Annotated in this window: 15 protein-coding genes; 8 read left to right on the forward strand and 7 right to left on the reverse strand. The window is 74.0% G+C overall.

Annotated elements, in window-relative coordinates; all coding sequences use genetic code 11:
• Positions 1–121: 121 nt before the first annotated feature.
• Together LWC35_RS39145 and LWC35_RS11840 are read right to left on the reverse strand one after the other, a co-directional pair.
• Positions 122–256 carry a hypothetical protein gene (locus tag LWC35_RS39145; RefSeq protein ID WP_269803994.1) on the reverse strand — a complete coding sequence of 45 codons (135 nt, stop codon included), beginning with the start codon at positions 254–256 and terminating at the stop codon, positions 122–124.
• Positions 257–553: 297 nt separating this feature from the next.
• The gene (locus tag LWC35_RS11840) at positions 554–880 is read right to left on the reverse strand and encodes a hypothetical protein (RefSeq protein WP_232870119.1); all 327 of its coding nucleotides are present in this window, start codon (positions 878–880) and stop codon (positions 554–556) included.
• A 103-nt stretch (positions 881–983) separates the two neighbouring features.
• On the opposite strand from LWC35_RS11840, the gene LWC35_RS11845 reads away from it, so the two are divergent.
• On the forward strand, positions 984–1,772 hold the full coding sequence (locus tag LWC35_RS11845; protein WP_232870120.1) for a maleylpyruvate isomerase family mycothiol-dependent enzyme: 789 nt from the start codon (positions 984–986) through the stop codon (positions 1,770–1,772).
• A gap of 164 nt (positions 1,773–1,936) precedes the next feature.
• Positions 1,937–2,656 carry a TetR/AcrR family transcriptional regulator gene (locus LWC35_RS11850; RefSeq protein WP_232870121.1) on the forward strand — a complete coding sequence of 240 codons (720 nt, stop codon included), beginning with the start codon at positions 1,937–1,939 and terminating at the stop codon, positions 2,654–2,656.
• Here LWC35_RS11850 and LWC35_RS11855 read toward each other — a convergent pair.
• Genes LWC35_RS11855 through LWC35_RS11865 form a run of 3 tightly spaced genes read right to left on the reverse strand, consistent with a single transcriptional unit; the run spans position 2,628 to position 5,824 of the window.
• The gene (locus tag LWC35_RS11855) at positions 2,628–3,194 is read right to left on the reverse strand and encodes a GNAT family N-acetyltransferase (RefSeq protein WP_232870122.1); all 567 of its coding nucleotides are present in this window, start codon (positions 3,192–3,194) and stop codon (positions 2,628–2,630) included. The genes LWC35_RS11850 and LWC35_RS11855 overlap by 29 nt on opposite strands.
• The gene (locus LWC35_RS11860; RefSeq protein WP_232870123.1) at positions 3,191–4,849 is read right to left on the reverse strand and encodes an alkaline phosphatase D family protein; all 1,659 of its coding nucleotides are present in this window, start codon (positions 4,847–4,849) and stop codon (positions 3,191–3,193) included. Before LWC35_RS11860 ends, LWC35_RS11855 begins: the two co-directional genes overlap by 4 nt.
• Before the next feature lie 9 nt (positions 4,850–4,858).
• Positions 4,859–5,824, reverse strand: coding sequence for an ROK family protein (locus LWC35_RS11865; RefSeq protein WP_232870124.1), 966 nt, complete (start codon positions 5,822–5,824; stop codon positions 4,859–4,861).
• An 81-nt stretch (positions 5,825–5,905) separates the two neighbouring features.
• Between LWC35_RS11865 and LWC35_RS11870 the strand changes: the two genes are divergently transcribed.
• From LWC35_RS11870 to LWC35_RS11890, 5 genes are all read left to right on the forward strand, one after another.
• Positions 5,906–7,153, forward strand: a complete 1,248-nt coding sequence (locus LWC35_RS11870; RefSeq protein WP_232870125.1) for a DoxX family protein — start codon at positions 5,906–5,908, stop codon at positions 7,151–7,153.
• A gap of 129 nt (positions 7,154–7,282) precedes the next feature.
• Complete coding sequence (locus tag LWC35_RS11875) at positions 7,283–7,546, forward strand: DUF8847 domain-containing protein (protein WP_232870221.1); 264 nt, start codon at positions 7,283–7,285, stop codon at positions 7,544–7,546.
• Between the two features lie 21 nt (positions 7,547–7,567).
• The gene (locus LWC35_RS11880; RefSeq protein ID WP_232870126.1) at positions 7,568–8,752 is read left to right on the forward strand and encodes a Tm-1-like ATP-binding domain-containing protein; all 1,185 of its coding nucleotides are present in this window, start codon (positions 7,568–7,570) and stop codon (positions 8,750–8,752) included.
• Positions 8,749–9,585 (forward strand): phosphoenolpyruvate hydrolase family protein, encoded by an 837-nt coding sequence (locus tag LWC35_RS11885; protein WP_232870127.1) that lies wholly within the window; start codon positions 8,749–8,751, stop codon positions 9,583–9,585. The genes LWC35_RS11880 and LWC35_RS11885 overlap by 4 nt, the downstream gene beginning before the upstream one ends.
• Before the next feature lie 2 nt (positions 9,586–9,587).
• Positions 9,588–10,025 (forward strand): SRPBCC family protein, encoded by a 438-nt coding sequence (locus LWC35_RS11890; RefSeq protein ID WP_232870128.1) that lies wholly within the window; start codon positions 9,588–9,590, stop codon positions 10,023–10,025.
• Between the two features lie 57 nt (positions 10,026–10,082).
• Here the strand turns inward: LWC35_RS11890 and LWC35_RS11895 are convergent, their stop codons facing one another.
• Positions 10,083–10,700 carry a hypothetical protein gene (locus LWC35_RS11895; RefSeq protein ID WP_232870129.1) on the reverse strand — a complete coding sequence of 206 codons (618 nt, stop codon included), beginning with the start codon at positions 10,698–10,700 and terminating at the stop codon, positions 10,083–10,085.
• A 100-nt stretch (positions 10,701–10,800) separates the two neighbouring features.
• Between LWC35_RS11895 and LWC35_RS11900 the strand changes: the two genes are divergently transcribed.
• Complete coding sequence (locus LWC35_RS11900) at positions 10,801–10,941, forward strand: hypothetical protein (RefSeq protein ID WP_232870130.1); 141 nt, start codon at positions 10,801–10,803, stop codon at positions 10,939–10,941.
• A gap of 150 nt (positions 10,942–11,091) precedes the next feature.
• Here LWC35_RS11900 and LWC35_RS11905 read toward each other — a convergent pair whose 3' ends face one another.
• Positions 11,092–12,072: an ABC transporter permease gene (locus LWC35_RS11905; RefSeq protein WP_232870131.1), complete on the reverse strand. Its 981-nt coding sequence runs from the start codon at positions 12,070–12,072 to the stop codon at positions 11,092–11,094.

Genomic DNA, 12,072 nt, shown 5'->3' on the forward strand with positions numbered 1-12,072 from the left:
GGGGAGAAAGGGGGAGTGCGGGGGCCGGAACGTCGGGCGAGAAGACCGGTCGGGAAGACGGCGGCGGCCCCACCCACCGCAGCGCGGGAGGGGCCGCCGCACGACCATCAGAGCACCCGGCTCACTTGTGCCCGTGCTTCTTCTTGCCGTGCGACTTGCTCCACGACTTCTTCGAGTGCGAGCACTTGTCGTGCTTCTTCGCCGGCTTCTTCGGGCCGCCGGGACCGGGGAACGGCAGCAGGGCCAGGAAGTCCATCTCGCTTCTCCTTCTCCGGGGACGCGGTCCGCCAATGCGCACCGCGTATCTCGCCTAAAGCGCGAGCGGGAAAGAGGTTGCGACGTTCTCGACGCGCCACTCGATCGGGCTAAACGGTGGGTGAACAGGACGGTGCGGCGTCCGGGCGAGCCCGTCCCCGGTCGAGTGATGTGATCGCGTCGTGATCGTTCACCGCGCGCACCGGAACCGGCGTTCGCGTGCTGTGAATGCCGTCACGACGACCGTTCTCGGGACGCCCGGGCGTCGGCTCCGGTCACGCTCCGCGGGCGGGACGGGTCAGGCCGCGCGGCGCTGGGGAACCGCGTCCCCGGCCGGCTCGAGGACCGACTCGACCGACTCCACGGCCTCGCCCACCACGTCGCCGACCGCGTCGGTGAGCGAGGACGGGGCGCCTACGGCACGCCGGGCCCGGATCCGTCGGCGAAGCATCCTGGCGGCCACCGTGCCCGCGACCCCGACGACCGCGAGCGCAGCCCCGGAGAGCACGATCGGGAGGATGCCGGCGTCGGGGAAGACCGCCATGAGCACGAACGAGGAGAGCGGCCACCACAGCAGGGTTCGTCCCGCGCCGTGGCGCGTCCAGTCGTGATGCTCGGGCGCCATGCCATCCGCTTACCCGCGGCGATCACGGATCATGCCTGCGGTCCCGGAATCCGCCCGGCAGCGTGGCGCCCGCCGGCCCGTCCGGGTCGGTTAGGTTCCGACCATGAGCAGCGACGCCGCCCCCACCACCCCCGCGTTCGACGTCCGGACCGCGCTCCTCGACGAGAACGCGCGGCTGGCCGAGCTGGTCCGCACGGCCGACCACGGCACGGAGATCCCGACCTGCCCCGGCTGGACGCTGACGCAGCTGCTGCGCCACGTCGGGCGCGGCCACCGGTGGGCCGCCACGATGATCACGGAGCGGGTGACGGAGGCGCTCGACCCCCGCCAGGTCCCGGGCGGGAAGCCACCCGCCGACCTCGACGGCACCGTGGCGTGGCTGCGGGAGGGGGCGCAGGCCGTGCTCGACGCCGTCGACGCGGTGGGGCCGGAGGCGCCGGCCTGGACCTTCACCGGCCCGAAGCCCGCCGCCTGGTGGATCCGCCGCCGGCTGCACGAGGAGACGGCGCACCGCGCGGACGTGCAGCTCGCGCTGGGGCAGGACAGCGACCTCGACCCCGCGCTCGCCGCCGACGGGCTGTCCGAGTGGCTCGACCTCGTCGCCGCCCGCCGCGGCAGGGAGCTGCTGCCCGAGGGCGTCACGCTCCATCTCCACGCCACGGACGGCGACCTCGGGCCGGCGGGGGAGTGGACGGTCCGACCCGACGGCGCCGGCGAGCGGGCCGGGATCGCCTGGGAGCACGGGCACGCGAAGGGCACCGTCGCCGTCCGCGGGCCGGCCGCCGTCCTCTACCTCGCCACCCTGCGCCGGCTGCCGGCCGCCGACCCGCGGCTGGAGGTGTTCGGCGAGGCCGCGGTCTTCGACGCCTGGCTCGCCGCCACCCCGTTCTGAGCCGGTTCAGGCGGCCGCCGGCGCCGGGGTCCCCTCCGGAGCCGCGGCCCGCCGCCCCGGCCGCCACCTGGAACCGCGTCTCCACGGAGCCCCAGGACGAACGGCGTTCGGAACGAACGGTGTTCTACCCACGAACGGTGTCCGCGTCAAATAGAATCGAACGCGTGGAGCACGACCTGCCCGAGCCGCCCTGGCGCACCCCGCGCAAGCAGCCGGCGCGACGCTCCCTGTCGCGGGAGGCGATCGTCGAGGCCGCGATGGGGGTGCTGCGCAAGGAGGGGATCGACGGCGTGAGCATGCGCCGCGTCGCGACCGAGCTGTCGACCGGCGCGGCATCCCTCTACGCGCACGTCGCGAACAAGGACGAGCTCGTCGAGCTGCTGTTCGACGAGGTCGCGGGGGAGATCCCGTTGCCCGAACCGGACCCCGCCCGCTGGCGCGAGCAGGTCATGCAGCTGTGGGTCGACTCGCGGGCGGCGCTGCTGCGCTACCGGGACATCGCCCGCGCCGCGCTCGGGTCGGTCCCGTTCGGGCCCAACGCCCTGCGCGTCACCGAGACGACCCTGCAGCTGCTGCGCCTCGGCGGCGTCCCGGAGGAGGCGGCCGCCTGGTCGGCCGACGTCGTCGGGCTCTACGTCAGCGCGAGCGCCGTCGAGGGCGCGATGCGGGCGCAGCGCGAGGAGGGGCACGGCCAGTGGGACGACAAGGCCCGGCAGACGCGGGAGTTCCTCGCCGCCCTGCCCGCCGACCGGTTCCCGGTGTTCGTCTCGCTGCTGCCGCACCTGATGTCGGGCACGGAGGAGGAGCGGTTCCGGTTCGGGCTGGAGCTGCTCGTGAGCGGGCTCGCCGCGCTCGCTACAGGTCCTCGGGGAGCAGATCCATGAGCAGCCCGTCGTGCCAGGTGCCGTCCGCGCCCCGCTCGTACGCGCGCATCACGCCGACCCGCCGGAACCCGACCCGCTCGTAGCTGCGGATCGCGCGCTCGTTCGTCGCCGCGGGGTCGATGACGATCCGGTGGTGCCCGCGCACGTCGAACAGGTGGCGGGCGAGGGTGCGCACCGCGTCGGCGCCGAGGCCCTGCCCGTGCGCGTCCGGATGCAGGGCGACGTCGATGCCGGCGTGCCGGTAGTCGGGGTCCTCCTCCTCGTGGAACATGATCAGCCCGACGGTCTCGCGGTAGGCCTCGACCGCATAGCAGTGCGGGCCGAGCAGCTCCCGGCGGACCCGCTCGAGGTCGTAGCCGGCCCACCAGCGCTCGACCTCGGGGTGCCGCAGGATCTGCAGGAACTCGCCGACGTGCCGCGGTTCGGTGGGCCGCAGGACCACGGTCTGCCCGGCCAGCGCGCCGGTACCGTCCGTCTCGGGGGGCTCGTCGCCGCGCAGCGGTACCGCGCCGGGTCCCGGGTGTCCGAGCGTGCTCATGCAGCAGCCTCCGCGCTGAGGGTCACGCGGGCCCGTTCGTCGAGCGCGGCGGCGGACCGGGGCTTCTCGAAGATCACCTCGGCGCGCCTGCCGTCGACGAGCAGGGTCGCGATGTGGTTGCCGAAGAGAGGGGTGCCGACCCGGTCCCAGTGCAGGCCGGGGGCCGGGGCGCCGTGGTGCGCGGCCCAGGCCCGGGCCCACGCGGCGGCGGGCCTCGACCAGGCGAGCCGGAACGCGGCCCGCACGGCCCCCGGCACGTGGTTGTGCACCGGGGAGCAGACGACCTGGTGGACGCGCGCCGCGCTCGCGGGCACGCCGGGCAGCTCGGCCCGGGCCGTGTAGCTGTGGTGCACGTCACCGGACAATACCGTGACGGTCGCGGGGCCCGCCGGGCCCTCGGCACCCCGGGCGGCCCGCCCGACCAGCTCGGCGAGCCGGTCGAAGGACGCGCGGAAGGCCGGCCAGTGCTCCATGTCCGCGGCCTGCCGGACGGCCTCGCCGAGCCGGCCGCGCAGCCCGGGCCGGCCCGCGGCGATCTCGTTGACCGTCTCCAGGTCGCCCAGCGCCGGGGCGAGCAGCCAGGGCACGGAGGTGCCGAGCAGCAGGTGGTCGACGTCGCCGCCGTCCGGTGCCGGGGCGGTCGCCTGCTGCTCCACCCACGCGAACTCGCGCTCGCCGAGCATGAGGTGCTCGCCGCCCTCGAGGATGCGCGCGTTGCGCGAGTCGATCATCACGAGCCGGCTGCGGCCCATGTCCCAGCGGAAGCTGAACCGCAGGCCCTTGCTCCCGTCCACCTCGGTGTCGGCGCGGTCGGCGAGGTCCTCGAGCAGGGGCCAGACGTCCCCCTCCGCCGCCTGCACCTTCGTCCAGTCCGGATCGGCGGCCAGCTCCTCCGGGGAGAGGTTGCCCAGGTGCTGGTACACCCAGTACGAGGCCAGGGCCGAGCGGATGCGGTCGCGCCACCAGGGCGTGCGGGCCATCTCCGCGCGCCAGGCGGCCGAGGTGTTCCAGTCGTCCCGCACGTCGTGGTCGTCGAAGATCATCGCCGTCGGCACGGTCGACATCACCCAGCGGATCTCCGGGTCGATCCAGGAGTCCCGGTAGAGCCCGACGTACTCGTCGAAGCCCACGATCTCGTCCGCGGGCCAGTCGGGGTGCCGGTCCCGGCGGCCGGCGATCCGGCGGCGGGTCTGCGGGGTGAGCTCGTCGGCGTAGACCTGGTCGCCGAGCAGCAGCAGCGCCGAGGGCCACTCCTCGGCGGGGGCGCCTGCCATCCGCGCGGCGTAGGCGTCGAGCGCGTCGATGCCGTAGAGCGCGGCCTGCTTCCGGTCGGAGACCTTGACGTACCGGCAGGAGCCGAACACGATCCGCGCCCGGCCGGCGGAGCGCGGTCCCCGGGTGGGGACCACGCTCGGCGGGAAGGGGCTGTGCGGCAGCGGCCAGGCCCGCTCGCCGTCGACGTGCACCTCGTACGGGATCCGCGCGTCGGGCTCGAGCCCGGTCACCGTGACCAGCGCGAAGTGGTGCCCGGCGACCTCGAAGGTCCGCGCGCGGCAGCCCAGCACCTCGACCGTGGCCGGCCCCGCCGTCTGCACCCACACGACCGCCGTGGTCTCGCCGACGTGCCGCAGGACGGGGCCGAGGAGGAGGGTCACGCGGTCACGCTAACGGGTGCTCCGCTCCTCCGCGTGATCCAGTGCGAGCAGGGCGGCCCCGATCTTGCCCGCGGCGCTGCCGAACGTGCTGGGCAGCACCGGGACCAGCGGACGGACCGTCTTCGCGTAGGCGAACTCGGCGGCCGCCTCGCGGAGCGGGGCGAGCAGCAGCTCGCCGGTGTCGACGACGCCGCCGCCGATCACGACGGCGTCGAGCTCGAAGATGGTGGTGACCGACGCGATGCCGATGCCGAGCCACCGGGCCAGGGTCTGGAAAAGCCGCCGGGCCGTGGGGTCTCCCTGCAGCGCCGCCTCCGTGACGATCTGCCCCGTGACCTCGGCGTTCTTCTCGCGGGCCAGCCGGGCGATCAGGCCGTCGGGCTCCGCGGCGGCGGCCTCACGGCCGGTGCGGGTCAACGCGGTGCCCGAGGCCAGCGACTCGAGGCAGCCGTGGTTGCCGCAGCCGCACCGCGGGCCGTCCGGGTCGACGATGACGTGCCCCAGCTCGGCGCCGAGCCCGCGCGGGCCGCGGTAGATGTGCCCGCCCAGCACGATCCCGCTGCCCACCCCCGTGCCGACGGTGACCAGCACCATCTCCTTGTAGAGGGTGTCGCCGAGGCGGGCCTCGGCCAGCCCGGCCACGTTGGCGTCGTTGTCGACGACCGCCGGCAGGCCCGTCGCCTCCTCGATCTCGGCGCGGACGGCCCAGTCCCGGTAGGCGTTGTTCGGCGCCCAGAGGATGCGCCCGCCCGGCCACTCCACCGTCCCGGCGGCGCCCACGCCGACGGCCAGCACCTCGGGGTTGCGCCCGCGCAGCGTCTCGATCATCCCGAGCAGCAGGCGCGACATCGTGGGGGCGTCCGAGGTGGCGGGGGTGGGTTCGGTCAGCTCGTCGACGACCGTCCCGTCCTCGGTCACCACGGCGCCGGCGACCTTCGTGCCGCCGATGTCCAACCCGATCGCATGTCTCGCCACCCCGGCATGATTCCGAACCGGACGGGTCCCCCGCCAGCGGTACCCGTGTTTGCCACACGCGAGCGTGGGGAACGCGGCCCCATGCCTCTGTTGCGTCGTGTGGCCCGCCCCATGCTGGCCGCCATCTTCATCTCGGGCGGAATCAACGCGTTGCGTCAACCCCAGGCGCACGCCGAGGCCGCCAAGCCCGTCCTGGACTACGCCGCACCCGCGATCGACAAGGCCGTGCAGCTGTCCCCGCTGGAGAAGCGCCCCGACAACGAGACGCTGGTGAAGGTCGAGGCCGGCGCCAAGGTGGCCGCCGGGACGCTGTTGGCGCTCGGCAAGCTGCCCCGGACCTCCTCGGCCGTGCTCGCCGCCACCCTGATCCCGACCACGCTGGCCGGGCACCGCTTCTGGGAGGAGAGCGACCCCGAGGCGAAGCAGGCCCAGCAGATCCACTTCCTCAAGAACGTCAGCCTGCTCGGCGGGTTGATGATCGCGGCCGCGGACACCCACGGCAAGCCGTCCGTGGCCTGGCGCAGCCGGAAGGCCGCCGAGGTCGCCTCCGCCGCGCTGGAGAAGCGGGCCGAGGCCCTGTCCGACGCCGCGCACAGCGCCACCGACTCGGTGTCGGGCCTGGTGTCCGGCCTGGGCGGGTCGGGGGCGTCGACCGGGTCGGACCTGGCCGGCAGGGCGTCGGCGCTGACGGAGTCGCTGTCCGCCACCGTCGCCGAGAAGACGCCGCTGGTGAAGGCGCGGGCCGCCGAGCTGGGGTCCGCCGCGTCCGAGCGCGCCGCCGCCCTCGGGGCCACCGCGTCGGCGCTGGGCGCGACGGCGTCCGACCGCGCCTCCGGCTGGGCCGCCACCGCGTCCGAACAGGCGTCGACGTGGGGCGACGACCTGTCGAAGCGCGCCGCCAAGGCTGCGCAGAAGGCCGAGAAGCGCGGCGCGGCGCTGCGCAAGGAGGTCGACAAGCGCAGCGCGGAGTGGCAGAAGGAGCTCGACCGGCGCGGGAAGGCCTGGGAGAAGCTCGCGGACCGGAAGGGCGACGCCTGGGCGAAGGCCGCGTCGAAGAAGCGGGCCCAGTGGGAGAAGGCGGCCGACAGGAAGCGCGCCGAGTGGGAGAAGAGCGCGCGCAGGGCCGCGAAGAAGGCCCGCAAGCAGGCGCCCGGCTACGTCGACCAGCTGACCGCGCTCGCCGCCCACGCCGGCGAGCAGGTGTCGAAGTTCGGCAGCGACGTCGCCCACCGTGCCGCCGAGGCCGGCTCGACCGCCGGTGCCGCCGGGGCGAAGGCCGTCGAGGGGATCGCCCGGGACGCACGCAAGCGCGCCAAGGCCGTCGCCTGACCCGCACCACTGTCTGCCGAGCAGCCCCGAGCTGCACCGGACCCCGGCCCCGCCACCGACGTGCCCCGGTGGCGGGGCCGTCCCGTGTGTGCCGTGCGCCGTCGCCGGGCCGTCACGTACCGTGGCCGGATGCCCGCAGCCTCGGAGGAGGACTGGGACGACTGGGTCGCCGCCCGGACGCCCCGGCCGGACCCCGCCGACGAGCCCCCGCCCGACACCTACTGGTTCGTCGGCGGCCCGCTGGACGGCCGGGTCCGGACCCGCCCCGCCGAGCAGGAGGCGCCGGCCGTCGTCCGGCACGTCCACCTGCACGGCGGCCCGAAGATCGTCCACCACTACGACCTGTACGAGGTCGCGGGCCACGGCGGCGAGTACCGGCTGCGCGAGGAGTGATCGTGCGGTAGGACTCCAGGGGTGGGTCCTGCGTACGTGATCGGCACGCACGACACCAAGGGCGCGGAGCTGCGCCACGTCGCGGACCTCCTCCGCGCCGCGGGCCTCGCCGTGACCTCGGTGGACGTGTCCACCTCCGACAAGGGCGCCGCGCGCGCCGACGTCCCCGCCGCCGAGGTCGCCGCGGCACACCCCGACGGGGTCGACGCCGTCTTCACCGGCGACCGGGGCAGCGCGGTCGCGGCGATGGCCGCCGCGCTCGAGCGTTGGCTGCCCGCGCGGGAGGTCGGCGGCGTGCTCGGCCTGGGCGGCTCCGGCGGGACCTCCCTGGTCACCCCGGCGATGCGGGCGTTGCCGGTCGGCGTGCCCAAGGTGATGGTCTCGACGGTCGCGTCCGGCGACACCGCACCGTACGTGGGTGCCGCCGACATCGCGATGGTCTACTCGGTCACCGACGTCGCGGGGGTCAACCGCATCTCCCGGCTGGTCCTCGGCAACGCCGCGCACATGCTCGCCGGGGCCATGACCCGCGAGATCCCGGCGGGGGCGGACCGCCCCGCCGTCGGGCTGACCATGTTCGGCGTGACCACGCCGCTGATCACCGCCGTCCTCGAGCGGCTGGGCCCCGAGGTGGACCCGCTGGTCTTCCACGCGACCGGCACGGGCGGCAAGGCGATGGAGAAGCTCGTCGACGACGGCCTCGTCTCCTCCGTGCTCGACCTGACCACCACCGAGGTCGCCGACCTGCTCGTCGGCGGGGTCATGGCGGCGGGGGAGGACCGGCTCGACGCCGTCGCCCGCACCGGCGTGCCGTACGTCGGCTCGGTCGGCGCCGTCGACATGGTCAACTTCGGGGCCCGGGACACGGTGCCGGCCCGCTTCGCCGACCGGCTGTTCTACGAGCACAACCCGCAGGTCACGCTCATGCGCACCACCCCGGACGAGAACGCCGAGATCGGCGCGTTCCTCGCCCGCAAGATCAACGCGTTCACCGGGCCCGCGCTGTTCCTCGTCCCGACCGGCGGGGTGTCGCTGCTCGACGTCCCGGGCCAGCCGTTCCACGACCCGGAGGCCGACGCCGCGCTGCTCGCCGCGCTGGAGTCCGGTCTGGACAGCCACGCCCGGGTGCGGAAGGTTCCGGTGGCGATCAACGACCCCGAGTTCGCCGACGCCGTCGTCGCGGCCTGGCGGGAGGTGACGGCATGAGGTTCCGCCGGACGGAGCTGGTGGAGCGGTTCCAGGAGATGGCGCGCCGCGGCGAGCCGATCGTCGGCGGGGGCGCGGGCACGGGGCTGTCGGCCAAGTGCGAGGAGGTCGGGGGGATCGACCTCATCGTGATCTACAACTCCGGGCGCTACCGGATGGCCGGACGGGGCTCCCTGGCCGGGCTGCTGGCGTACGGCAACGCCAACGACATCGTCGTCGAGATGGCCGCCGAGGTGCTGCCCGTCGTGCGGCGCACCCCGGTCCTGGCGGGCGTCAACGGCACGGACCCCTTCATGCTCACAGACCGGTTCCTGCGCGAGCTCGCCGACCTCGGCTTCTCCGGGATCCAGAACTTCCCGACGGTCGGCCTGATCGACGGCGTGTTCCGGGCCAACCTCGAGGAGACGGGCATGGGCTACGGGCTGGAGGTCGACCTCGTGGCCGCGGCCCGCGCGCAGGACCTGCTCACCACGCCGTACGTCTTCTCCGCCGACGACGCCCGCGCGATGACCCGGGCGGGCGCGGACGTCGTCGTCTGCCACATGGGCCTGACCACGGGCGGCTCGATCGGCGCGGAGACCGCGAAGACGCTCGACGACTGCGTCGCACTGGTCGACGAGTGGTCCGCCGCCGCGCTCGAGGAGCGGGACGACGTCCTGGTCCTCTGCCACGGCGGCCCGATCGCCATGCCCGAGGACGCGGCGTACGTGCTCGGGCGCACGAAGGCCTGCCACGGGTTCTACGGCGCGTCCTCCATGGAGCGCCTGCCCACCGAGACCGCGCTGGTCGAGCAGACCCGCGCCTTCAAGAACGCCCTCGACACGTTGGAGTGACCATGCCCCGTCCCTATGCCAGTGGCGTCGTCAAGGCCCCCGCCGACCAGGTCTGGGCGCTGCTGCGCGCCTTCAACGGCCTGCCCGACTTCCTGCCCGCGATCGCGGGGAGCGAGATCGTCGAGGGCACGGACGGCGCCGTCGGCGCGGTCCGCAGGCTGACGCTGGCCGACGGCGGCGACCCCTTCGACGAGAAGCTGCTCGCGATGGACGACGCCGGCCGCACCCTCACCTACGCCTTCACCGGCGCGAACCCCTTCGACGCGCGCCGCTACGTGTCCACGGTCCGCGTGGCGCCGATCACCGACACCGGCGAGTCGTTCGTCGAGTGGTGGTCGGAGTACGACGCGGACGCGGGGCAGGAGGAGGAGCTCGACCGCACCTTCGCGCAGGGTGTCTACGCCGGCGGCATCGACGGCCTGCGCAAGAAGCTGGCCTGATCTCGCCGCCGGGTCGGGGCCTGCCGAGAGCCGGCTGACGGTCAGCCGGGCAGGCGCTCAGTCCCGGGTCTCGTCGCCGGATGCCTCCGGGCCGGGACCCGTGCCGGCCTCGGCCCTGCGGCGGGGGACCACGCCCAGGGCGAGATCCCGGAGCGTGCGGTAGGCGCGCCGGTCGCGGCGGTAGTACCAGAGGTCGTAGATCAGCAGGTTGATCGGGACCCACAGGACCACCCAGGCGACCGTCTGCAGCCCGGTCGACAGGGCGTCCTCGACCGAGCCCGGTTCCGTGGTCCCGAGGGCGCCGACCGCACCGTTGATGAACAGCACGGCGAGCAGCCCCCACAGGAGCGTGCGGATCCCGAGCCGCCGGGCGCCGTCGATGTCGTCGTCCAGCAGGGCGATCCGGCGGCGGCACTCCCGCGACAGGGCCGCCCGGGCGCGCTCCTCGAGGCCGGGCGTGATGACCTCGGCCGGCAACCCGACGGTCACGCGGACCGTGGCCCTCCGCCTGGCGCGCTGAACCGCCCGCACCATCCGCTCGAGGCCGGGCCGCGGGTCGTCGTCCTCCAGGTCCGGCGCGAACGGGTCGATCCGGGGAGCCTCGAACAGGTGCTCGATCCGCCTCAGCGGCAGGTACAGGTCGACCGTGCGCGGGCGGCGGCGCCAGAGCCTCACGCCGCGAACCTAGCCCAGGCGGCCGCCGGTACCGAGCGTCCGCCGGCCACACGAACGGGCAGGTCGGCGGGCCTCCGACTCGGTCGGCAAGGAGGCCGACGTGGGCGATCGGGCCGGACACGCCGCCCACGCGGGGAACGAGGACCGGGAGCCACAGCAGGACGATCTCGGCGACGCGGTCGAGCGCCGAGCACTGCCGCGCCGTGGAGTGGGGCAGGTCGGGCTCGAACCGACGACCTGACGGGTCTCTGTGACACGGTGAGGTGTGGTCAACGGTAGTCTCCGGTGCTGGTCAGGGCACCTTTCGCTGGTCAACAGTGGTCAGCCCCCCGAGCCGTGATCGGGCGTAAGCGCCTCAAACCGTGCCCCCATCGGGCACCCTGCAAGTCCGTCAGCGCTTCCTGGTCAACGCTACAGCGATGATGATGATGACCCCTTGGATGATGATCTGTTGGCTCACGTCCAGCCCGGCCAGGATGAGGCCGTTGTTGATCAGGCCGACGAAGAGCGCGCCGACGACGGACCCGAGGACCCGACCCGTTCCGCCGAAGAGGCTGGTGCCGCCGAGCACGACGGCGGCGATGACCGAGAGTTCGTCCCCGGTCCCCCATTGGAAGCGGCCGGACTGGAGGCGGCCCGCGTAGAGCATGCCCGCGATCGCGGCCACGACCGAGGAGATGACGAGGACGGCGAAGGTGATCCGCTGGACCCGGACCCCGCTGAAGGTTGCGGCGACGGGGTTGCCGCCGGTGGCGAGGATCTGCCGCCCGAAGGCCGTCTTGTTCATGACGACGACGCCGATCGCCACCACGACGACTGCCCACAGCAGCAATGACGGGATGGGCCCGAAGTCCCCGGAGCCGAAGATCATGGTGAAGGTGCGGTCCAGGATGGGGATGGGCTGGAAGCCCGAGATCCATTGGGCGACACCGCCCGCGATGCCGAGCATCGCCAGGGTGACCAGGAAGGACGGGATGCGGGCGTAGGCGACCAGCCCGCCGTTGATCACGCCGACCAGCAGGCCGACTCCGACCCCGGCGAGGACACCGACGAGGAGGTTCCCGGTGGCGGACAGGGTCATCGCGGTGACCACGCTGGAGAGGCCGGCCACCGAGCCGATGGACAGGTCGATCTGCGCGGCGGCGATCACCAACGTGCCCGCCACCGCCATCACGGCGATGACGGCCGTCTGTCGCACGATGTTGAGCAGATTGGAGCCGGTGAGGAACCCGTCGTCGCCCAGGGTCACGGCGAAGAGGAGGAACACCACCACGAACCCGATGTAGATGGCGTGGTCGCGCCAGTCGAGTCGAGGGGGGCGCCGTGGCTGCGGGGCGTCGGTCGGAGCCGTCGTCTCGTGCTGCAGGGTCAT

This window comes from Pseudonocardia kujensis (assembly GCF_021283305.1).
In the GTDB taxonomy this organism is placed as follows: Bacteria; Actinomycetota; Actinomycetes; order Mycobacteriales; family Pseudonocardiaceae; genus Pseudonocardia; species Pseudonocardia kujensis.

What these genes read in the sequence shown, in the direction of transcription:
- LWC35_RS39145 (WP_269803994.1), bottom strand. Translation starts at nt 256, where the DNA reads ATGGACTTCCTGGCCCTGCTGCCGTTCCCCGGTCCCGGCGGCCCGAAG.
- LWC35_RS11840 (WP_232870119.1), bottom strand. Translation starts at nt 880, where the DNA reads ATGGCGCCCGAGCATCACGACTGGACGCGCCACGGCGCGGGACGAACC.
- LWC35_RS11845 (WP_232870120.1), top strand. Translation starts at nt 984, where the DNA reads ATGAGCAGCGACGCCGCCCCCACCACCCCCGCGTTCGACGTCCGGACC.
- LWC35_RS11855 (WP_232870122.1), bottom strand. Translation starts at nt 3,194, where the DNA reads ATGAGCACGCTCGGACACCCGGGACCCGGCGCGGTACCGCTGCGCGGC.
- LWC35_RS11870 (WP_232870125.1), top strand. Translation starts at nt 5,906, where the DNA reads ATGCCTCTGTTGCGTCGTGTGGCCCGCCCCATGCTGGCCGCCATCTTC.
- LWC35_RS11875 (WP_232870221.1), top strand. Translation starts at nt 7,283, where the DNA reads ATGCCCGCAGCCTCGGAGGAGGACTGGGACGACTGGGTCGCCGCCCGG.
- LWC35_RS11885 (WP_232870127.1), top strand. Translation starts at nt 8,749, where the DNA reads ATGAGGTTCCGCCGGACGGAGCTGGTGGAGCGGTTCCAGGAGATGGCG.
- LWC35_RS11890 (WP_232870128.1), top strand. Translation starts at nt 9,588, where the DNA reads ATGCCCCGTCCCTATGCCAGTGGCGTCGTCAAGGCCCCCGCCGACCAG.
- LWC35_RS11905 (WP_232870131.1), bottom strand. Translation starts at nt 12,072, where the DNA reads ATGACCCTGCAGCACGAGACGACGGCTCCGACCGACGCCCCGCAGCCA.